We start from the raw sequence: 19,462 nt of genomic DNA on the forward strand, positions 1-19,462 counted from the left end.
TCACTACCATCCCATAGGTTTTCAGAAAAGTTGACAAAGTAGCTGGTCACATGACATGTTAAGGTTCTACTACAAACTTTAACAGGAGTGTCTAATGCAACCAGCCAAACATAAATTTACTATTTTCAAGCAGATTGTGGAAATGATTCCATCATATCTTGTACCCAAACTTGCCCGGAAGCACGATGTAGAAAAACGATGCCGAACATTTTCAGCATGGAGTCATGTTGTTTCAATGCTTTTTGCTCACCAGTCACATGCTTTGAGTCTTAATGATATTGCAGATACTTTGCGATTTCATAAAGGTGCGCTATCGACACTGCGTAATGCTACACCACCAAGTCGTAATGGATTATCGCATGCTAATCGTGTTCGCCCTGCATCCATGGCCAAAGAATTATTCCACGAAGTCCTTCGTTATTTAACCAATAGGTTTCCACAGTTCGGTCGAATTGATACCACATTCAAATTACCACGGAAAATCAAACGGACAATTAATCTGGTTGATTCTACAACTATACAGCTATTCGCTAATTGTATGAGCTGGGCGAAACATCGTCGCCGTAAGGCAGCCGCAAAATGCCATATGCTTCTTGATGCTCAGACATTTCTTCCAAGATTCGCCGTAGTCAAAAATGCCAAGTCCCATGATGCTGTAATGGCAAAAACATTGTGCAGCGGGCTTAAAGATGGAGAATTTGTCGTATTTGATAAAGCGTATGTTGATTTTTCACATCTCTTCGAGCTTATGCAACGGGGAATTCTTTGGATTAGCAGATCGAAAACAAATATGGCCTATAGAATAGTGAAAAAATTAAAGATCACGAATAGAAGTATCATTGTAGATGCAAAGATAAAACTAACTGGAATCAAGAGCAGTCAATTGTATCCCGAATGTTTCCGTTTGATTATCGCTGATGTAATCAGAGATGGTAAGATAGTTAGAATGGAATTTATTACCGATGATTTTGAGCTTGCAGCATCAACGATCTGTGATCTTTATAAAGCCCGTTGGGATATCGAAATATTTTTTAAGCAGCTAAAGCAGACACTCAAGCTCTCCGATTTCCTTGGGTATAATGAAAATGCAGTACAATGGCAAATATGGATGGCATTGCTGACCTATGTTCTAATGAGATTTATTGCGTATACAAGTAAATGGAAAGGGACCTTTGCCCGTTTATTTACAGTATTACGTGGTATATTATGGAACAGACTGGCATTACAGAGTGTGCTTGATTGTTGTGGGACAGCAGAGAAACAACTTCGAATGTGTATGCAACCTCAACAACTTTATTTGGCACTATTTTAAGAGAATTCTATGGGACAGCAGTATATCAATTACAATCATTGTAAATCAAAATGTGTGAACTTCCTAAAACAGAAATGAGTTATAAAATGCTGAATATTAAGGGCTTTTTGCTTTAAAACAGTTTAAACTGATAAGATATGGGATGGTAGTGATCCGGTTTTGTAAATCTAATATCAGCACCGTCACTTCCAGCCTGCCCAAAATCGAAGTTATCCTTATTCAATCTGATCAGTAACGGAAACTCATATATGTCCCCGTTTATCTCTGCACCTGTGGGGGAAGTGTTAAGATAAATCCGCTGGTTGAACTTCCACTGGTGATTTGCAAGTATAACTGTGTCATCCGGAGTGACCTCAACATCTCTTCTGATTACAAACGATGAATCCCTGTCTGTCCATGATTGTAGGATTTCAGGAATTACTCCGGGTGGTACCGATTCAATAATCACCTCATTATTTCCACTTTCTATCATTGAATACAGTGATGTACCGGGAATATAGACGTAACTGTTTGGTTCAGTAATATTGTCAGTGAATACAATTCTGATAGTTCCTGTTTTCTCAAGTTCAGCATCAGGGGCAAATACTGTATCTTTGGATATGTTTACATCTGTGATTATTGCCGCTGTGGCTGTACGACTGCTTCGGGCATTAATGGTATATCCGCCTTCAACTATCCGGGTAAACGAGTATGTGCCGTTTTCATCAGTAGTATCGATCAGACTTGAGGGCAGGGGACCGTCTTTAATGATATCGAAAGACTCCGGAATAAGCTGAACGACAGCATCCGGTTCCGGCGTTTTGTCCGGATTCAAGACACTGCCTGCAAGGCAGTTAATTGTCTCTGAGCCGGTTCCTACTGTTTTGTCAACCGCACAGGATAAGAGCAGGAAGACGGGGAATATCAATACTGATGAGATGCTGTTTTTCATTTTTTTCAATCTGATAAAGGGAAGAGCTGAATATTCAACTGGTATACTTTTTCAGAATTTTTCTCTTCTTTTGCCAGCTTCAGTGAGTTTTCTCTGAATATTTTGATCATTTCATTGAGTTTTTCAAGAGTATCTTCGGATACAGTGATGGTGACAGTGGAAATATTGCGTTTTTCTTTTGGATGGCGGCTGAGAGATTCTCCTGCAAGTCGAATAGTCTCAAGCTGGAAAGCCCTGATTGCTGCTGTTCGCACGGGTTCACCTGTAGTGATAATCTGCTTTGTCGGAGTATAGAACCCATCCGGATTTCTCTTTATAAGCTCCAGTTTTTCCAGTAATGCAATTGCTTTTCTGGTTTCATTTTCGGTAATTGGAGGGCTGATTTTCGTGGCAAGTGCCTTGTAATCATCTGAAAAGGGAAAAAAATCCAGAAGAGAGAGGACTGCTGTATAATACCACTTAGTATAGAATTCATACTTATTCGATTCCAGCACCTCAGCTTTGACTCCTTTAAGAGCCAGAAGCTTATCAAAGAACATTTTGTATTCTCGTTCAGACTTTGCCTTATTGAACCTTATCAGAGTTTCGAAATATTCCGCATCACTGTCTTTCAGATCACAGAATTTTATAAGAGGCTGAATCGTGTTTTCTCCAACATGACGTTGTTTTTGGAATATCTTGGCCAGGTGTGAGGGGTCGATAGAGAGCTTATTTCCCATGTACCTGAACGAGAAATAGGGTTTCTGATTCTTGTTTTCCTCGTAAAAATCCCTGAGGAAATCTCTGTATTCCATATATTCTTTTAATGGCCTCATATATTCCAAATATAATCGGGAATAGATCAATAACCCTTTTATGCTCTGGATTGAAGAGAAAATCCGTTGGCCGGAATGCCCACGCATTTCTCAAATTATACAGCGGTTCAGATGAATTTTTAAATGAGAATAAACCAGAGGGTGAGCCTCAGAATTGTTGAGCACGGTAAGATGTCTAATCTTTCGGTGTTTCTCAGTAATACTCAATAACACAAAACAAAGGAAAGATCATTCAATCACGAACTTTCCTGTGTTGACAAGATTTCCGCTGTTACCTGTAACCTGGTAGATTATAGTTTTATGTGAAGTGATTCGTGACTTTGAAAGATTCTTTCCGGCAGCTCCCTTCAGAATCAGTTTTCCCTGCATGTCAAACACTTTGACCGTGTAACCGCTTTTCAGGTGTCCTGGACGGAAAAGGTCTGCAGGGGTAAATTTATCTTCCTGAGAGTTTCTGATCTTATTTGTCGAAGTGCCGGGACACTCGAAGTCAACCATCGATGCATGTGCATCGCGGAAGGCCTTGAGAGCCGATTTGCAGTTGTCCCATGTCCCATGTCCGTCATTGGCATAGTAGGACCATGGCATTATGCCTGCGTATCCGTTCTGGTAAGCATTGTTTACCATCTCTTCTACTGTATACTTTCCTGTCATCGCGGGGGACTCTCCCACTATAGTCGGCTTGTCAAGTTCCCAGAATGTCACGGTCTTCCCCGGTTGGAAAGGATCATACCCCCAGTCAGGGTTGAACATCCAGTCATAGTAGTGTACCTGATAAAAGTCCAGATATGCTTCCGGTTTATTGTATGCAGCTTTCAGAAAAGAATCACTCCAGTAATGTGCTTCGGCCGGAGGCTGCTTTGATGAGTGCCATTTAAGACATGCAGATCCCACGGTTACCATCTTGTCAGAGTGAAGGTGTATTGCTTCCGCGATCATGGCACAGAATCTTGCCATCTCAACAGCACTGACCTTCTGCACGGTGGTTCCTGGACCCTCAATACTCCACTCAGGTTCATTTATTACCTCCCAGGCAAAAAGATTGCAGGTGTTGGCAAATCTCTGCACCATGGGGATAAGGGCATTGTTGATATATGATCTTGTTTTGAGAGTGTCCTGAATAAGATCTGCATGCATTCCGGCATACATTCCGGCTTCTGATTTGAAATCTTTTGTCATGTCAAAAGACCACAGACACGGCATCACCATCACATTGTTCTCTGCGGCAATGGAGAAGATATCCTCCATATCGGAAAGAAAGTTTTCATCGAGGCCGGTAACAAAACCGTTTTCATCAAATTCCGGTGTTGACCTTCCATCACAATGGACCCACCACCGGACACAGTTTACACCGTAAGTCTTGCATTCCTGAAAGAATGTGGAGAAGAAGTCCCGGTCATAAAGCGGTCCCCACTCGTAATGTGTCCCGGCATCGGTACCAAAGGCGTTCCAGGGGACATTTATTCCGTTGATGTAGTAGTCTTTACCATTGTACTTGATGGTACCGGCAGGCTGGGCTGACACCGCAGCGATTGTAAAGAGAATCAAAACAGAAATGTTTCTTAAGATACGTATGGAATTCATTGCTGCTCCTTTATGCCTGTTTTCACAGGCTGACGCTTTCGGGGTGACGTGTGTTAGTTACAAGGCATACACTTACCTTTGTGTCGTTCCTGCGAAAGCAGAAACCCAGCCTTATACCATTGTAAATATAAAACAATTAGGAAGTCCAGTCAGAATCCTTCGGGAGAGCCGTGTGAATGAAAAGAGGAAAGGAGAAAAATTTGATGCAAAGACACAGAGAACGCTGTTAAAAAAGAAATCTCTGGCCCAGATCTCCTGTTTCTTCTTTATACTTTGGCACATCGTTGCGGACAAGAGGAAGAGTGACTGATTGTATGATCATCCCCATAACCAGCTTTGTCGCATCGATCAGATCACTTATTGAGACATATTCTGCCTCTGTCAGATTCTTCTTAAAGTTGCGGTTATGATAGTTTCCCAGTGGAATACTTATGGCTCCACAGGAATAACCAAACTGGTTAAACACCGTTCCCTCACACTGTCCGGCATCCATGAGTTTTCTCTGAAACCGGAAATTCTTGTCAAGTAGCTGGAGCGATTTTGCTGTGGAAACCATAAAATCAGTTATTGCAGGAGTAAAGACAGAGCGTGAGTCCCCGACTCTTATTACAACACCATCACCGATCCGGGCCCCAGGAAGTTCCCTGCTGGTTTCAACAGATATGGGTATTGCCCGGGAAGGAAGGGTCATGTGAGAGCAAAGGTATTTGGCACCATGGAGCCCAGCCTCTTCTGCGACAGTGAAAACTGCGCCGAAAGGGAGAGGCATTTTATATAAGCGCTCTATCACATCCAGAATTATTGCACACCCGATAAGGTCATCACAACTTCGTGAAAAGAGAATATCTTCTTCCACCCGAAAGGTATCAAAATTCCACATTCCTATGTTTCCTATTTCAGCAGGGCCTTCCATTTTCAATAATGCCCTTCTGGCATGTTCCTTTGATGCCTTGCTCCATGATATTGCTTCAGCTCTTACCTCACCATTTGAGGTGAAAAAGGTCACAGGTGCAGCCTTGAACCTTTCTGGATCCCATCCACCATAAAAGAGTGCTTCTGCAGTTCCATCCGGGTAGGTTTTTTCCAGGATAAAACCCGGATGATCAGTATGGGCGACAAAATACAGTGGTTTTGAATCTTTGCGATTTGGATGAATAATCAGATTTCCGAAATCATCTATCTTGAAAGGAACATTTCTCTTTTTACAGTAGTCGGCAATAAACTCCCGGACGTGATGCTCTCTGAATGGGGCTGTTGGGCAGGAGAGCAATCCTTTGATCGTTTCGAGTAGTGATTTTGGGATTTTTTCCGCTTCCATTTTACCTTCGTAACAGTTTTGAGATAGGTGATTTGGCGACTGTTTTTTACCTTTATACATGTTGATTTTAATATAGCATTTCTTGTGGTATCGGGTGAATCCTAAATTGCGAAGAAGGATTTCGAGAAACCATAATAACAGGTTTGTGATTTGCAGTGATAAAATTGCCGTAATCCGGTATTTCTGTGTTTTAGCTATGGAAAATAAAAAAGAAAAATCATCCGGGATATTTTCTTCAGCCTGGTTTTCCCTCAGAGGCCGGTATCTGTCTCCCTGGGAATTCCGTGTGAGGCTTCTGGTCTCTTTTTTACTTACCATTGCGGTGCTTATTCTCAGCCCTGCTTTATCAGAACTGTTTCCATCCCTGAGACTGTCATTTACCGGGGACATCTGGGTATTGCTTTTTGCTTCACTCCTTCTTTTTGTTCTGGGATTTCTTGTCCTTTTTAAAGGTACAGAAGCTGAACTCAAATCCAGGAAGCCAGGGATGATGGTTCTTTACCTGCTGGCAATTTCCGCTCTTTTTGTTTATAGTGTTATCGTTTTATTTAAGACGCCTGAAATTTCGCTTTTCTGGGAGATGGCGATTCTGATCGATATTTTTCTTGTCAGTGAGCGGGTACTTGATCCTCTTCCTTTGGCTTCCCGGAGAGAGGAATCCCGGATTGGTGTTTATCGGTTATCTGACCTGAGTTCATCACTGCTGACAATCGTAACGGTTTTCATCGCGGTGTTGAGCTTTATTATCTGGTATGTGATTCTCAGGAATGATTTCTCCTTTTGTTTTCAGAGGGCAGTATCGGTTCTGGTAATAGTTTCACCTCAGGCATTCAGTATATCTGCACTGCTTGTAATGACAATCTGCAATGCGAGACTTGCGGGCAGAGGAATAATGGTGGTAAGCAGTGAGGCACTGGAGCGTGCCCGCAGAATTGGAGCGGTTGTGTTCTCTAAAACCGGAATTCTTACCGAGGGAAGATACGGGGTAGCTGATATAGAGATATTCAATCCAGGGATGAGCAGGGATGATCTGGTCAAGTACGCAGCCAGTGTGGAGGTCCACTCGAAACATCCTGTGGCCCGGGGGGTAGTGGAGTTTGCGGGTGATGTTTTCCCCGTAACCGGTTACCGTCACATACCTGGCAGGGGAGTCATGGCAAAAGTGCAGAACAGACAGGTGCATGTTGTGACCTCCTCTTATCTTTCAGAGCACAAGATCCGTTTTGATGTGAACCGGCTTCAAAGGATGAAGCAGGGAGGGAGGACAGTGCTTTATGTGCTTATTGAAAACGAGGTTTACGGGGCGATTATCCTCTCCGATGTTATACGTGCTCAGTCGAGGACAGCAGTGAGCAGCCTGAAGGCTATGGGGGTAAAGGCATTTGGTTTGACTGCGGACAGCCGTTCGGTGATGTCTTTTATTTCCGGTGAGCTTCATCTTGACGGCTTTTTTGCTGATGTTTCTCCGGGAGAGAAGGTATCGAAGATACAGGAGGTGCAATACGGGGGGATCATTACTGCGATGATGGGAAAGGCACCGGAAGATGCAGAACCGCTTGCCCGGGCTGATATAAGTTGTCCGGCGGGTACTCAGAGTTCTGAGGCTTCCACCAGGGCAGATATGGTCTTTGTCAATATAAATCCACTCGATATGGTGACCATAATAAAGGCTTCAAAGTCCCTTCGCAGGAAGATACTTGAGAATCTGGGGTGGAGTTTTTTCTTTAATATGCTTGCCTTGCTGCTTGCCTCAGGGGCAATTCCCGCAGGGGTACATGTTAACCCTGTGGCGGCCTCACTTCTGATGGTGTTCAGTGTCCTTATTGTAATTCTCAATTCTCGAAGACTTGAGATCAACTGAGAGGTCTATCTTTGAAACACCTGAATAACAAACAGTGCCAGCAGGATCAGGGCGAGAAGCGCACCGGCTACTCTCAAGACAATTTCAGCCACTCTGGTATTGGAATGATTCCTGCGGGCGTAATCATCAGTTGAAAGCCGCCGTTTAAGGTTTTCATCTTTCCGGGGTGGACCAGGTTTTTTCTCCGGGGGTTTATTGGAGAGTATCTCTCTGAGGCCATTCTCAAATTCATCTTTATTATTCATTATGATCATGTCCTTTGCTGAGTGTTAATGTCCGGAGCAGGCTGATTCTAAAATTTAATAATTAACAATAGTATAAGGCTTGGAAATAGGAGTCTAACGCGGATACGTGGAGAGAGCAGGCTGTTGTGGCTTAATTTATTGAACTCAATATTGTAGATCGCAAATCGTAGAGCTATGAATGCAAGTATCTGATTTGCTTCCAGGTGCATCTTGAGTGAAACCCGTGAAATATTTTTTTTTAGCCTTGACCTTAAAAACAAGTTTTGGTTATTTTAACTTTCTTAGGTAACACAATAATCTGTAACAAAATACTGAAATAAGGGATGTATCCAGAATCGGTATCCTGTAAAAAAAAAGTAGATCTTCATATCCATACTGTTCATTCTGACGGTACAAGCACTGTCAAAGAGATAGTGGAAGTTGCATACCTCCAGGGGTTGAAGGCTGTTTCCATTACGGACCATGACTGCACAGATGCTTACCCGTTAGCGCAGGAACTGGGTGGTGAGGTCGGTATTGAGGTTATTCCCGGAGTTGAGCTGTCAAGTGAAGTCGAAGGAACCGATATCCATATACTTGGTTATTACATAGATCCCGAAAATCCTGCCTTCAGCCGTAAGCTTAAAGAGATGAAAGATGCCCGGTATGTTCGCGCCAAGAAGATTGTGGCCAATCTCAATAAACAGGGCATCGATCTGAGATTTGACACTGTTCTCAGTATTGCTGGAGTGGGTGCGATCGGACGGCCGCACATAGCATCGGCGATGCTCAAGGAGGAACTGGTTTATTCCTTTCGTGAGGCATTTGATAAATATATCGGCTATGGCCTTCCTGCTTATGTTGAAAAGCTCAAGATGAGTCCCAAAGATGTTTTTGATTTGATCAGGAATGCCGGGGGTATTCCTGTGCTGGCGCATCCAGGGGTCACGCAGGTTGATGAACGGATTCCAGAATTTGTGCGTGACGGGTTGATGGGGATCGAGGTTTTTCACACAGAGCATCCCTCCTGCGCTGAACGTCACTACATGCGCATTGCAAAAAAGTACAATCTTGCTTTTACCGGCGGCTCCGATTTTCATAACAACAATCATAATAAATCTGAACTTGGATCACCTGCAGTTCCGTATCAAGCGGTTAATAGTTTGAAAGAGAAACTGGGTATACCGGTTCAAGAGGTATAAATGACTATTGTACCTGTTATTCTGGCGGGCGGAATCGGGGAGCGCTTCTGGCCTCTGAGCAGATCATCGATGCCAAAGCAGATGCTTCGGCTTGTGGGGAACAGGACCATGGCTGAGGAGACTCTCTCCAGGGTTCATTCACTCTGTTCCTGTGATTCTTTACCACTGATTATTACAAGCAAGGCAATCGCCGGAAAACTCAAAAAGGCCATCTCACAGAGACTCAAGTACAATCTAATAGTCGAGCCAAAGGGAAAAAACACTGCTCCTGCGGTAGCACTTGCTGCTGCCTGGATTGAGAAAAAGTATGGTGATTCGGTGATGATGGTTCTTTCAGCAGATCATCATATCTACCCTGTAAAGGAATTTGTCCGGGCTTCCAGATATGCAATTGAGTTGGCTCAGAGTGTAAATTCACTTGTGGTTTTCGGTATAAGACCATCGAGACCCGAAACAGGCTATGGTTATATCCAGCTTGGAGAGCAAACCGGCTCATCAGGAGCCATTCAGGGATTCAAGGTTAAGAAATTTGTGGAAAAGCCATCGGCAAAGAAAGCCTGCAAGTACCTGGAATCCGGAAAGTACATGTGGAACAGCGGCATGTTTGTGTGGAGGACATCGGTGATCTTACAGGAGTTCCGTACTCATATGCCAGAGATTTACAAGGCAGTTCAGGCGCTCTCAAAGAAGGGTTTTACAAAGGCAGCACTTGAGAAGTTTTACGATGAGTGTGAGAAGGAATCCATCGATTACGGAATTCTGGAAAAATCTTCAAATGTAAATGCGGTTGTAGGTCAGTTCGGGTGGGATGATATTGGTTCCTGGGAGTCTCTCTGTCGTCTTCATGGGCAGGACAGCAAGGGAACTACGGTTACAGGCAAAAAGATCTTTCACAAGGAAAACCGCAATTCCATAATAGTCAACAAGTCCTCTCTTTCCGTTGCTGCGATCGGTGCAAGCGATACTGTGCTGGTGGTTACGGATGATACTGTGCTTCTCATTGACCGGTCCAGGATAGGTGATTTGAAGCGTTATCTGGCAGAGATGAAAAAAGAGGGCAGTCTTCCTCTGAATCTTTTCTAACCTCAAAAAGCTGCTGTTCTCGCAATTATCTGGTAGCGTCTAGTAAATTCCAATATAAGGGTTTGTTTGCTCGCAGGTGAAATTGTGACTTAATTAGTAAGCCATAAAATCACACTGGAGATGAAATCATGACTTAAACCGTTAAGTCAATAATCACCTCTGAGATAAGAACTAAACTAGAATAGAACCATCTATTCATTATAAACACTATGACATCACCATCTGTAATGATAATAGCGGGCGATATTTCTGGTGACGTACATGCATCAGGTGTAGTCAGAGAGCTTTGGTCTGATTTCCCGGAGATGAATATCTGGGGGATCGGGGGGCCAAAGATGCAGGCAGAGGGTTTTTCGGCTCTTCTGCCGTTTGAACCGTTTAACAGGATGGGTTTTCTTGAGGTGATCTCTCATCTGCCCTTTTTTCTCAGTGCGAAAAAGCTGGTTATAGATGAGATGAAAAGCAGGAGACCGGATTGTCTGATTCTGGTTGACTATCCCGGATTCAACATGCCTGTTATGAAAGCTGCTCACAGTCTGGGGATCCCGGTATTATGGTATATAGCTCCGATGGTGTGGGCCTGGAAGAGGAAGAGGGCGGAGGTGCTCGGTAAACTGGCTACCCATATCGCCTGTATATTTCCCTTCGAGGTTCAGTATTTTACCCCTTTCACCAGCAGCGTGAGCTTTGTTGGGAACCCTCTGATGGAGTCGGTATCTAAAATTTCAGGTAAAAAGGATAGCCTCGATGAGGGGGAGATCGATCTGGCGATAGTACCTGGGAGCAGGGCTCAGGAGGTAAAAAAGATGCTTCCTGAAATGATTTCTGCTTACTGGATATTAAAGGAGTGTTATCCACGGGTCAAGGCCAGGGTTTCCCGCTGCGGGCCTGTTTCTGAGCAGTTTTACAGAGATGCAATCAGGGGAACGGATGCGAACCTGTTTGATGGGAATTTGAGGGAACTTTTGCGCAGATCCGATCTTGCTCTTGTTACATCAGGGACAGCTACTCTGGAGACGGCTCTGGAGGGGGTTCCGATGGTGATAGCCTACAGGACATCGATGGTTACCTATCACATTTTCAAACGGCTGCTCAGGATTCCTCATATAGGCCTGCCTAATATTATTGCTGGAGAGAGGATTGTTCCTGAGTGCATTCAGGAGAAGTCAGACGCAGAGCAAATGGCGGCAGAATTGCAGGGATACATTGAAAACCCGGAGACTTACCGCAGCACCCTTTCCAGACTTTCAGGGCTGAGGGATCTTCTGGGATCAAAAAAGCCGTCACGTGAGGTATCCGATATTGCTGGTGAGATTATAAGGCGCAGTGTGGCAGGCAGGTGAACCGCTTTGATTCTCAAAACTACAGGAGTAAATATGTACACGGGGATCAGCAGGAATCTGTGGTCATCTGATAAAAAAAATATTACGTGTCATAACTTCTTTTGCAGGATTAGAGTGTATCTGTGAGGAATGTTGTCTGGATTTTCCTTTTCCTTTCAGCGCAGTTCTTCTCTTCTGAGGCAGCGTTCAGAGAGGGTGATTATGTCATTACCGGTTTTCGTTCCACCAGTCGTGACTTTCCTCAGACTGGCATCGGGTTGATAAAGGGTGCTTCTGCTGACACTCTTGAGGAGATAGATTCGGTTCCATCCATTCAGCCGGGGCAGATTATCCTCAGGCGGAAGCGGGATGGTGAGTACAGGCTTTACAAAGGGATGCTGGATACTGCTGCTTTCAACAACAGGGCTAATCTTTACTATGCATTTCAGATTCCCGGATGGGCCAGGATTTCCGATCTGGTTCATTACCGCATATACCGGGGTCCGACAGACAAGCCGGGCAGTGATGAGAATTTGGTGTTTTTTGACAGTGAGCGCATCTACCTTCGTCAGTTTTCCCGAATCTACTATTTTAAGAACGGGAACTGGTTCTCCATAGAGGGTTCTGCCTCTCTTCAGCAGGGTACAATAAAGGTCACCTCGACACCTGAAGGTGCGCAGGTGATTATAAATGGCGTGCCATCGGGGAAAGTCACTCCCTGTGAGATCGAGGGGCTTATTCCCGGGACATACGTTTTGGAGCTGTTCCTTCCTGATCATCACTTTTACCGCAAGCTTGTTCCGCTTTTTCCCAAAGGCACAGTTTCTGTTTCCTTTGAGCTTTTTTCCGATATGGATACAGTCTTTATCACAGGAAAAGCTCCTCATGGCGTGCTGATTCTTCCTCAGCCTCCTGTAGACAAGCGCTACAGAATAGATTCCGTGACAGTTGACGATTACAAGGTAAGGCTGCTTCCAGGAGAACACAGGCTTAACTGGGACGGCGGGGCTCTTTATAAGTCTATTGACACTGTGATAACAATCGAGGAGGGCAGGGTATCGTTTTTTGATTACCTGTTCAGAAGGCAGTACGGGGTGCTGAGGGTTGTGCCTGATCCCGGTGATGCGGAGGTTTGTATCCAGAACTATAACTGCCGTATTGGCGAACAGATTATCGAGGTGCCGACCGGCAGGTACAGTGTATCTGCATTCCGCCACGGGTTCAGAAATCTAAAGAGGGATGTTATTGTGTTGCCTGATTCCATTGTCAATTGCGAAATGAGCCTGATGCAGATTCCGGACAGAGACGCAGACGGGTACATTGACAATGTTGACAGGTGTCCCGATGTTTACGGGCTGCACGACGGCTGCCCCAGGCAGAAGATGAGGGAGGCGATTGAGGGAAAAAGGCAGGATCTTGTTGATTATATCCGGAATGATCATTTCGGGATTGGTTTCACTGTGATGGGAATGATACTTAAGATACCCACGAGGAAGCATTTCTCCAATTTTGTCTCTACCTTTTCAAGCGGTAAAATAGGCGGTGTGAACAATTACCGGGGGCTAACATTTGCAAACATGATTGAGGTGATGTACAGAGGATTGTTTGCATCGGTGGAACTTGGGCAGTGGACCGCAGGACTTCACTACCAGCGTCCCGATACCATGGAGCTTAAGACCCGCAATACAACATATCTGGTCTATTATGATTCGATTATGGAAGTAGAGCCGGTCCTTTTCCTTCCCAGCACAGCTGTTTCACTGGGAGTTCACTATAACTGGTCATGGTTAAACCTTGTGTACTCCATAGGTTATCAGTGGGAGGACATCATTATTGATCAGATATATGATGTCGGGAAGCAGGAATTTTCCAGAATTACATTTGATAATGACTGGTGGTTTCATCAGTTGTATACTGAACTTGATCTTCAGGCAGGAGAGTTTTTCGTGCCATCGGTTTATTTCAAGTTCAAATTTCCCTTTGGACCATTCAGATGGACCCGCTGGCATGTGCTTCAGGCCGGATTACAGATAAAGCTTTTTCCGCATCTTCGCAAGGAGAAGAAGAAATGAGGAAGGTTCATTTTCTGGTATGTGTATTTGTGCTCCTGGTGACACTTGTTCTGGGAGGATGTGGAGGAGGGTTCAGGGGGGACAGTGAGGGTGCCAATGATCTCGGGGAGACGATTTTCGGACCTGATTCGCTGATGTAAAAAAGAAAGCCACGGTCAGGGAAAAACAGTAGGCCGTGGCAGGTAAGAAGATTTTGCAAGGAAATTGATTAGAATAGCAGTCCTACTCTTCCGGTCCAGGTCAGAGGGGTTTGGCCTCCGATATCTCTGAAAAGGAAGTTAGCATTGGTTTCGATTTTCAGTTTGATCGGTGAGTCCTGGAAAAGCAATACACCAAGTACACCAGCGGCATCGAATCCAAAGTCATTATCAGCCTCGCCACCATTGGCATATCCCAGACCTGCGGATGCACCGATGTAGGGGGAGAAGTTTCCGGCAATGGTCAGAGGATAGAAGTTGGCTCCAACCAGGGCTGATGCCAGTAAAGCGTCCCAGTCTGTTGTAGCCTCTGCAATAGTTGTCATCCCGACATTATCTGTCAAATTCCAGATTCTTCCTCCGAAAAACTGCCATGCCGGATTGTCGGCATCGATACCCTGAAGAACTCCGGTTCCTGCTCCCAGAACATAGTTGTCCGGGGTGATGGATCTTGTTATGGCGCCGTCCTGAGCAAAACTGCAGACCGCAAAAAGTGCAATAAGCAAGCTGGAGAATTTACCTCTCATATTCCTCCCTTTCCAGATGTGAATATTGATAAGTTGGTGATTGCAGCAATCCTGAAACAATCAAATGCAAATCCTATACCTTTCTTTCTCAAATACAGGAAACGCTTAAATTGTCAGGTGAAGCGTTTAATGCCTTTTTGCCCGGATAAAATTCTTTCCCGGTTCTCTATTTGCTCTTATCTGTAAGAAGAATTACATCTGAAAAAGGAGGAATTATGATTGTTGTTTCAGATGCATCCAGTAAGACAGGTACAGAGATAATATCCGCCCTGCTGAAAGCAGGAGAGCGTGTACGGGGCATAGACAATAGCCGGGAGAGGCTTGCAGCTCTGAGAAGTTCAGGGGTGGAGCCTGCTGTTGGTGAACTGACAGATCCGGTCTTTCTTCTAAGTGCTTTCAGGGATGCAGAGTCGGTGTTTTTTATCGTTCCATCAAGATCAGAAACTGAAAGTGTAAAGAAATACTTTGAGGATACAGGTTCTGCCTTTGTAAAGGCACTCAGAGATTCAAAAGTAAGGAATGTATACTTTCTGTCGAGTATGGGAGCGGATGAGGTATCTGAGGCGGGGCTGCTGCTGAGTCTGGGTGAGATCGAAAGACGACTTGACACCATAGAAACTGAAAACGTAATTACTTTTCGTCCGGGCTACTTTATGGAACACCTGCTCTCAAAAATCTCCTATATCAAAACACGGGATGTAATAGCGGATTCAACCAGTGGTGATACCCCGCTTTATCTTGTGTCCATTGGTGATGTTGCCCTGAAGGCAGTTTCCATGTTAAGGGAGCGATCATCTCTGGGACGCCGGAAAATTGAACTCTATGGCGACAGGCTGAGCTACAGAGATATGACCCGGATAATCGGTACGAGTATCGGGATACCCGAACTGCCATACGTGCAGCTTCTCGATATTGATATGCGCAACGATCTGGTCAATCAGGGTTATTCAATAAACATGGCCGATAACTATGTAGAGATGACCCATGCTTTAAGCAGAGGCGCTCTCACCCCGAAGCAGATCGATAAATTGACCCCAAACTGCCCCACAAGGTTCAAGCAGTTTGTAGATGATGTATTTGTGGAGGCGTATCACTGCGCAGAGCTGGAGAATTAATAAGACAAGTACATCAGAATCAATGGCTGCGGGTGTTATTCCTGAAACCGGGAAAGACACAAGTAGCCTTTTTGTTAACATTATAGAATATGTCACTGACTGTTTTATTGTTGATTTTTAAAAAGCGCACTTTCACCTCAATGTCATTCCTGCGAAAGCAGGAATCCAGTCCTGATAAAAAAATGAACAGGATGCCTGTTTTCACAGGCATGGCGCCTTCGGGTTCATGTGTTTGTCACAAGAACATCTTCATTTCAAGGTTCATTGCCGTGAAAAGTAAAATATTTGAACACCATTCTACCCCGCTGATACACCGATCTTCTTTTCCTCCTTCCTGCCCGCTGCTTCAAGCAGCCCCGCAATTGCTGCCGCCATAGCATCAACAGCTTCCTGAGAATCAAACGTCAACTGCATCCGAACTTTCCCGTCAGCTTCAACATTTGAAATAGATTTGAGACTCTCCTCAAGTGCCAGTGTAAGAGGACTCCTCTTCTCTTTAGTAACACTTGATGGTATCGATTCCCGGATAAAGGAAAATACCGCGGAGAGCATTTTTCCGGAAGCCTCTGATGCCTTTTCGATGTTAATTACCGATGCTTTATCCTTTTCTTCAGTAACCTCTTCAAGCATGCTCATATCTACCGGTGCCGGGTCCTTCTCACCAAGCAGCAGTTCCAGTTTCTTCTTAAGATCATCGATATTTGAGCTCATCTCAACCGCTGTGACATCCGACGATGATTCCAGGGCAGCGAGCGCTTTTGAAAGATATGGAACAGTCTCATGATTTGAGAATGAGAGTGGGTATGTTTAAAAGGATACGTTTAATCTGATTTTACTGGATGATTTGGTTTCAGCAGAATCGAGGCTAACAATATGATATGTTATATGGATGCGGCTAAGCATTGCTGGTCACATTTTATGGAACTTTTGCAACGATAAATGAGCCATATCTTCAAATTATCGTTCTGAAATAGCTTGGGAATTCTGATGAAAAAAACGTCCATAAAAAAGAACCGCCGGGTACGAGACCCGGCGCTTCCGCTTCACCCAAAATAAATGCAAGAGGACCTTGCATAAGGTAGGATGCCATTAATATAATACCTGAAATTAAAAAAAACAAATTTTATTGCAATGGAGGCTTTTTTCTGTAGGGGCCGGTATCGGAATCGGTATCGATGAATATTGATATCGATGATCTTTACCTGCTTTAATTATTATTTCTGCTTTTTATGAATAAATCTATCGATTTCGATGAAAATTTCGATACCGATGCCGATACCGATACCGACCCCGATTATGGAACAGTGTCTGAAAAAGGAAAAATTGCCGGAGCTAAAAAGAAATCTCACCGCTGGAACTGTATTCCCTGATCTCTCTGTCCTTAATCACGAGAAACCGGCTGCAGATTCTGGAGGCAAACTCAATATCGTGTGTTGCGAGCAGGATTGAGGAATCGATCTTCTGAAGGATTCCAGCCAGGGATAATCTGCCGGGCGGATCGAGTGCTGAAGAGGGTTCATCGAGCAGAAGCAACGATGGATTTGTGACAAGTGCACCAGCAAGGGCTATTCTCTGACGTTGTCCATGGGAAAGCTGGTATGGGGAGAGTTCCGCAGTCTCATCTACACCCAAAATCTCAAGTACCAACAAGGCCTTTTTTCGGGCTTCCAGGGGAGAAACTCCTTTGCGAATAAGACCATAGGAGACATCATCGAGTACCCGCGGAAACAAAATCTGGTCCTCTGGAATATTAAAAAGAAAGCCGGTCCTTTCTCTGACCTCCTGAAAATTCCTCTCCTCAACCGGGATACCATCGACAATAATAGATCCGCTGAAAGGTATAAGCCCCACAGCAGCAAGGAGAAGTGAGGTCTTTCCTGAACCGTTAAGTCCCAGAAGCGCTGCTTTTTCTCCGGGGTTAATCGTAAAGGAAATATTGGATATAGTATCGGACTGTCTCCGGGGATACCGGATTGAAACAGATTTGAATTCAAGAGCCGCATTCATGATGAGGGCACCAGTCGTAAAACTATAGAAAATGCAAAATATAAAGAGGTGCAGACCAGGACCGCAAAATCTGCAGTGTGTAATACAGCAGGATCAGACCTGAGAGAAGTATTAATTCCGTAGCCGCGTACTGCCATAGCAGCCGCACTCCGCTCGGCTCTGAAAAGCACCCGTACCATCCATACTACGGGAAAAGAGAAAAGGACTCTCCAGCCCTTTACACCTGAAGTCCCTCTGAAGCGCAGGACTTCTGTAATGCGTGAGGTTTCCTCCAGAAGCAGCATCGTCTGATTAATCAACTGAACAACCAGTGCTGTAAATGATTCAGGAATCCGTAGAAGAACAAGCCCCCGATGAACATCGTTGATGGAAATAATTGTGACGGTTGATGCTGCGATAAAGAGAGTGCAGGTGCTGCGAAGTGCTATTCCCAGTGCATGTGCCAGTTTCCCGTCAAGAGGTGATGAATTGACATTTTGAATGTTTATCCAGGGAGTGAGCAGAAGAAAGGGAGAAAAAAGCATCAGGGAGGCAATGGCACACTGCAGAACCATTCGAAGAGGCAATGATGAAAGTGAACACCAAAGAATCGTACCACATAAAAGAGCGACCAGGCCTGTGATAGAATTATGGGGAAGTAAAAGAACGGCTATACCTGTCAGAAGTCCTGAAACAATTTTTATGTGCGGATTCAGGGATTTCAGAGGCCCATCAGCACATCCCCACACTTGATGAAAGTCCCTCATTTATCCTACTCTGGATGCTGTTATAAGGTATTCCTTCTCATTATCTGTTGTCTCCTCGATTGCAAATCCGATGGTTTCAAGCAGTGATGCCATCTCCCGGGCGGGCGCCAGAAGGTGGCTCTTTACTGCAGGGGAAGACCGGGAGTGAATTCTGTTGACCTCGTCACGGGAAATAAGATGCCAGATATGGAGTTTCCCGCCGGGTTTTAGAATGCTGTATAAAAGTTTCCCGGTTTCTTCGGTATTTGTCAAATGAGGCCAGACAGAAAAGCAGATTATTCTGTCAAATGAATCCGGAACAGTTCCTGGTGTTTCGACTGATCCATGAATCCAGGTTACCCGTGGATCCTTTATCTTCGACCTGGCATTGTTAATCATTGCTTCTGAAATGTCGATTGCTGTGACTCTGCCATTCTCTTTGAGTCTGTGCAGCAGTGCTGCTGTAAGATTTCCGGTCCCGCAACCAACATCCAGAACATGTTCATCATGCCTGACACCGAAATGTAAAAGTCCTTTATCAAGGTCAGACCCGACCTTTTGGAGATCGTGCCATGAATCCCATTGCGGTGCTATCGTGTCAAAGAATTCTACAACCGATAAGGTTGAACTGTGAGTCATTCTGTCTTCTCCTGTTTCAGAGGAAATAAGGAAACGGCCTGGGAGATCCTTATAACAGCCGGAATCGCGACAATCATCAGGACAACACCCGGCCATCCGCTGAGAATTGATGCACCGGCAACGAATTTTGCCGGAAGTTTCATAAATAGTGACATAAGATAGATAAGCCCCACCCCAATTGCACGTCCCAGGATAAGAACCGGTACAAGGATTACAAGCTCATGCAGGCGCGGAAAAAAAAGATGCATTGAGGAAATAATGGCAGACATCATTGAAATCTCTATACTCATTAAAAATGCAACAGGCGGATAAAACGGAGGCATGCCAGTGAGGACGCCTGAGATAAGAGGGATAAGAAATGCCGTAAGTGCGGCTGGAAAGGGACTGGTGAAGAATGCCAGTGTGACAAGCGGCAGATACATGGGCATGAAAACAGACCCAAGGTGAAAGATGTGGAAAATGAAAGGAAGAAGTATTGCGGCTGCGCCGAATACAGAGCAAAAAGCGATTTCTCTGGGTTTCAGCATT

General features: G+C 44.6%; 19 protein-coding genes. 8 read left to right on the plus strand and 11 right to left on the minus strand.

Annotated features, from left to right (window positions below; genetic code table 11):
- Window positions 1-94 precede the first annotated feature (94 nt).
- Window positions 95-1,312: an IS4 family transposase gene (locus GX089_09130; protein NLP02643.1), complete on the plus strand. Its 1,218-nt coding sequence runs from the start codon at window positions 95-97 to the stop codon at window positions 1,310-1,312.
- A gap of 112 nt (window positions 1,313-1,424) precedes the next feature.
- Here the strand turns inward: GX089_09130 and GX089_09135 are convergent, their stop codons facing one another.
- From GX089_09135 to GX089_09150, 4 genes are all read right to left on the minus strand, one after another.
- Window positions 1,425-2,243: a carboxypeptidase regulatory-like domain-containing protein gene (locus GX089_09135; protein ID NLP02644.1), complete on the minus strand. Its 819-nt coding sequence runs from the start codon at window positions 2,241-2,243 to the stop codon at window positions 1,425-1,427.
- Between the two features lie 5 nt (window positions 2,244-2,248).
- Window positions 2,249-3,037, minus strand: a complete 789-nt coding sequence (locus GX089_09140; protein NLP02645.1) for a TIGR02147 family protein — start codon at window positions 3,035-3,037, stop codon at window positions 2,249-2,251.
- 249 nt (window positions 3,038-3,286) lie between these two features.
- On the minus strand, window positions 3,287-4,642 hold the full coding sequence (locus tag GX089_09145; GenBank protein NLP02646.1) for a T9SS type A sorting domain-containing protein: 1,356 nt from the start codon (window positions 4,640-4,642) through the stop codon (window positions 3,287-3,289).
- A gap of 226 nt (window positions 4,643-4,868) precedes the next feature.
- Window positions 4,869-5,960: a hypothetical protein gene (locus GX089_09150; GenBank protein ID NLP02647.1), complete on the minus strand. Its 1,092-nt coding sequence runs from the start codon at window positions 5,958-5,960 to the stop codon at window positions 4,869-4,871.
- 196 nt (window positions 5,961-6,156) lie between these two features.
- Here GX089_09150 and GX089_09155 point away from each other — a divergent pair, with 196 nt between their 5' ends.
- A complete protein-coding gene (locus GX089_09155; GenBank protein ID NLP02648.1) occupies window positions 6,157-7,821 on the plus strand; it encodes an HAD-IC family P-type ATPase in 1,665 nt (554 codons plus the stop codon).
- Between the two features lie 5 nt (window positions 7,822-7,826).
- Here the strand turns inward: GX089_09155 and GX089_09160 are convergent, their stop codons facing one another.
- On the minus strand, window positions 7,827-8,066 hold the full coding sequence (locus GX089_09160) for a hypothetical protein (protein NLP02649.1): 240 nt from the start codon (window positions 8,064-8,066) through the stop codon (window positions 7,827-7,829).
- Window positions 8,067-8,389: 323 nt separating this feature from the next.
- On the opposite strand from GX089_09160, the gene GX089_09165 reads away from it, so the two are divergent.
- From GX089_09165 to GX089_09185, 5 genes are all read left to right on the plus strand, one after another.
- Window positions 8,390-9,247: a PHP domain-containing protein gene (locus tag GX089_09165; GenBank protein ID NLP02650.1), complete on the plus strand. Its 858-nt coding sequence runs from the start codon at window positions 8,390-8,392 to the stop codon at window positions 9,245-9,247.
- Window positions 9,248-10,330 (plus strand): NTP transferase domain-containing protein, encoded by a 1,083-nt coding sequence (locus tag GX089_09170; GenBank protein ID NLP02651.1) that lies wholly within the window; start codon window positions 9,248-9,250, stop codon window positions 10,328-10,330.
- Between the two features lie 209 nt (window positions 10,331-10,539).
- Entirely contained in the window at window positions 10,540-11,673 is a 1,134-nt protein-coding gene (lpxB, locus tag GX089_09175; protein ID NLP02652.1) for a lipid-A-disaccharide synthase, read from the plus strand.
- A gap of 122 nt (window positions 11,674-11,795) precedes the next feature.
- Complete coding sequence (locus GX089_09180; GenBank protein ID NLP02653.1) at window positions 11,796-13,724, plus strand: PEGA domain-containing protein; 1,929 nt, start codon at window positions 11,796-11,798, stop codon at window positions 13,722-13,724.
- On the plus strand, window positions 13,721-13,864 hold the full coding sequence (locus GX089_09185; GenBank protein NLP02654.1) for a hypothetical protein: 144 nt from the start codon (window positions 13,721-13,723) through the stop codon (window positions 13,862-13,864). The genes GX089_09180 and GX089_09185 overlap by 4 nt, the downstream gene beginning before the upstream one ends.
- Before the next feature lie 68 nt (window positions 13,865-13,932).
- On the opposite strand, the gene GX089_09190 is transcribed toward GX089_09185, so the two are convergent.
- The gene (locus tag GX089_09190; GenBank protein NLP02655.1) at window positions 13,933-14,448 is read right to left on the minus strand and encodes a hypothetical protein; all 516 of its coding nucleotides are present in this window, start codon (window positions 14,446-14,448) and stop codon (window positions 13,933-13,935) included.
- A 215-nt stretch (window positions 14,449-14,663) separates the two neighbouring features.
- On the opposite strand from GX089_09190, the gene GX089_09195 reads away from it, so the two are divergent.
- Window positions 14,664-15,563, plus strand: a complete 900-nt coding sequence (locus GX089_09195; protein ID NLP02656.1) for an NAD(P)H-binding protein — start codon at window positions 14,664-14,666, stop codon at window positions 15,561-15,563.
- A 297-nt stretch (window positions 15,564-15,860) separates the two neighbouring features.
- Here the strand turns inward: GX089_09195 and GX089_09200 are convergent, their stop codons facing one another.
- The 5 genes from GX089_09200 to GX089_09220 all read right to left on the minus strand — a co-directional run bounded on the left by GX089_09200 (window position 15,861) and on the right by GX089_09220 (window position 19,461).
- The gene (locus GX089_09200) at window positions 15,861-16,274 is read right to left on the minus strand and encodes a hypothetical protein (protein NLP02657.1); all 414 of its coding nucleotides are present in this window, start codon (window positions 16,272-16,274) and stop codon (window positions 15,861-15,863) included.
- A 621-nt stretch (window positions 16,275-16,895) separates the two neighbouring features.
- On the minus strand, window positions 16,896-17,570 hold the full coding sequence (locus GX089_09205) for an ABC transporter ATP-binding protein (protein NLP02658.1): 675 nt from the start codon (window positions 17,568-17,570) through the stop codon (window positions 16,896-16,898).
- Window positions 17,567-18,316 carry an energy-coupling factor transporter transmembrane protein EcfT gene (locus GX089_09210; GenBank protein NLP02659.1) on the minus strand — a complete coding sequence of 250 codons (750 nt, stop codon included), beginning with the start codon at window positions 18,314-18,316 and terminating at the stop codon, window positions 17,567-17,569. Before GX089_09210 ends, GX089_09205 begins: the two co-directional genes overlap by 4 nt.
- On the minus strand, window positions 18,317-18,934 hold the full coding sequence (locus GX089_09215; GenBank protein ID NLP02660.1) for a class I SAM-dependent methyltransferase: 618 nt from the start codon (window positions 18,932-18,934) through the stop codon (window positions 18,317-18,319).
- Window positions 18,931-19,461: an ECF transporter S component gene (locus tag GX089_09220; protein NLP02661.1), complete on the minus strand. Its 531-nt coding sequence runs from the start codon at window positions 19,459-19,461 to the stop codon at window positions 18,931-18,933. The genes GX089_09215 and GX089_09220 overlap by 4 nt, the downstream gene beginning before the upstream one ends.
- Window position 19,462 lies beyond the last annotated feature (1 nt).

This window comes from Fibrobacter sp., from assembly GCA_012523595.1.
In the GTDB taxonomy this organism is placed as follows: Bacteria; Fibrobacterota; Chitinivibrionia; order Chitinivibrionales; family Chitinispirillaceae; genus JAAYIG01.

What these genes read in the sequence shown, in the direction of transcription:
- GX089_09130 (NLP02643.1), top strand. Translation starts at nt 95, where the DNA reads ATGCAACCAGCCAAACATAAATTTACTATTTTCAAGCAGATTGTGGAA.
- GX089_09135 (NLP02644.1), bottom strand. Translation starts at nt 2,243, where the DNA reads ATGAAAAACAGCATCTCATCAGTATTGATATTCCCCGTCTTCCTGCTC.
- GX089_09140 (NLP02645.1), bottom strand. Translation starts at nt 3,037, where the DNA reads ATGGAATACAGAGATTTCCTCAGGGATTTTTACGAGGAAAACAAGAAT.
- GX089_09145 (NLP02646.1), bottom strand. Translation starts at nt 4,642, where the DNA reads ATGAATTCCATACGTATCTTAAGAAACATTTCTGTTTTGATTCTCTTT.
- GX089_09150 (NLP02647.1), bottom strand. Translation starts at nt 5,960, where the DNA reads ATGGAAGCGGAAAAAATCCCAAAATCACTACTCGAAACGATCAAAGGA.
- GX089_09155 (NLP02648.1), top strand. Translation starts at nt 6,157, where the DNA reads ATGGAAAATAAAAAAGAAAAATCATCCGGGATATTTTCTTCAGCCTGG.
- GX089_09160 (NLP02649.1), bottom strand. Translation starts at nt 8,066, where the DNA reads ATGAATAATAAAGATGAATTTGAGAATGGCCTCAGAGAGATACTCTCC.
- GX089_09165 (NLP02650.1), top strand. Translation starts at nt 8,390, where the DNA reads ATGTATCCAGAATCGGTATCCTGTAAAAAAAAAGTAGATCTTCATATC.
- GX089_09170 (NLP02651.1), top strand. Translation starts at nt 9,248, where the DNA reads ATGACTATTGTACCTGTTATTCTGGCGGGCGGAATCGGGGAGCGCTTC.
- lpxB (NLP02652.1), top strand. Translation starts at nt 10,540, where the DNA reads ATGACATCACCATCTGTAATGATAATAGCGGGCGATATTTCTGGTGAC.
- GX089_09185 (NLP02654.1), top strand. Translation starts at nt 13,721, where the DNA reads ATGAGGAAGGTTCATTTTCTGGTATGTGTATTTGTGCTCCTGGTGACA.
- GX089_09190 (NLP02655.1), bottom strand. Translation starts at nt 14,448, where the DNA reads ATGAGAGGTAAATTCTCCAGCTTGCTTATTGCACTTTTTGCGGTCTGC.
- GX089_09195 (NLP02656.1), top strand. Translation starts at nt 14,664, where the DNA reads ATGATTGTTGTTTCAGATGCATCCAGTAAGACAGGTACAGAGATAATA.
- GX089_09200 (NLP02657.1), bottom strand. Translation starts at nt 16,274, where the DNA reads ATGAGCTCAAATATCGATGATCTTAAGAAGAAACTGGAACTGCTGCTT.
- GX089_09205 (NLP02658.1), bottom strand. Translation starts at nt 17,570, where the DNA reads ATGAATGCGGCTCTTGAATTCAAATCTGTTTCAATCCGGTATCCCCGG.
- GX089_09210 (NLP02659.1), bottom strand. Translation starts at nt 18,316, where the DNA reads ATGAGGGACTTTCATCAAGTGTGGGGATGTGCTGATGGGCCTCTGAAA.
- GX089_09215 (NLP02660.1), bottom strand. Translation starts at nt 18,934, where the DNA reads ATGACTCACAGTTCAACCTTATCGGTTGTAGAATTCTTTGACACGATA.
- GX089_09220 (NLP02661.1), bottom strand. Translation starts at nt 19,461, where the DNA reads ATGCTGAAACCCAGAGAAATCGCTTTTTGCTCTGTATTCGGCGCAGCC.